Annotated in this window: 1 protein-coding gene; it reads left to right on the top strand. The window is 75.1% G+C overall.

Annotation, left to right across the window (positions count from 1 at the left end):
* On the top strand, positions 1 to 410 hold a 410-nt coding region (locus AC3A4H_RS23640), incomplete at its 3' end, for an Hpt domain-containing protein (RefSeq protein WP_487768886.1).

Here is a 410-nt window from a genome sequence, read left to right as displayed (position 1 = left end):
CTGGCGATCGAGCGCGACGCGGCCGAGCCCGACACCGTCAACGCGGTGTTCCGCGCCGTGCACTCGATCAAGGGCGGCGCCGGCGCCTTCAGCCTCGACGAACTGGTCGCCTTCGCGCATGTCTTCGAGACCGCGCTCGACCAGCTGCGTTCCGGCACGCTGGCCGCCAGCCCCGAGGTGCTCGCCATCCTGCTGCGCGCCGCCGACCTCTTGGCCGACCTGGTGGCGTCGGCCCGCGACGGCGGCCAGGTCGCGCCCGGCCGCGCCGCAGTGCTGGTCGCCGAGCTGAACGGCCTCGGACCGGACGCGGCCCTGCCGGCGCAAGACGGCGACGCCGGCGACGACATGGACGGGCTGGTGTTCCAGCCGGTGCGGGTGGCGCTCGACTTCGGCGCCGGTCTTGGCGCCGA

The sequence above is a fragment of the Pseudaminobacter sp. Soil_N_29 genome, assembly GCF_057656055.1.
Note: the sequence above shows the minus strand (reverse complement) of the source record. Positions and strands in the feature narration are given on the sequence as shown.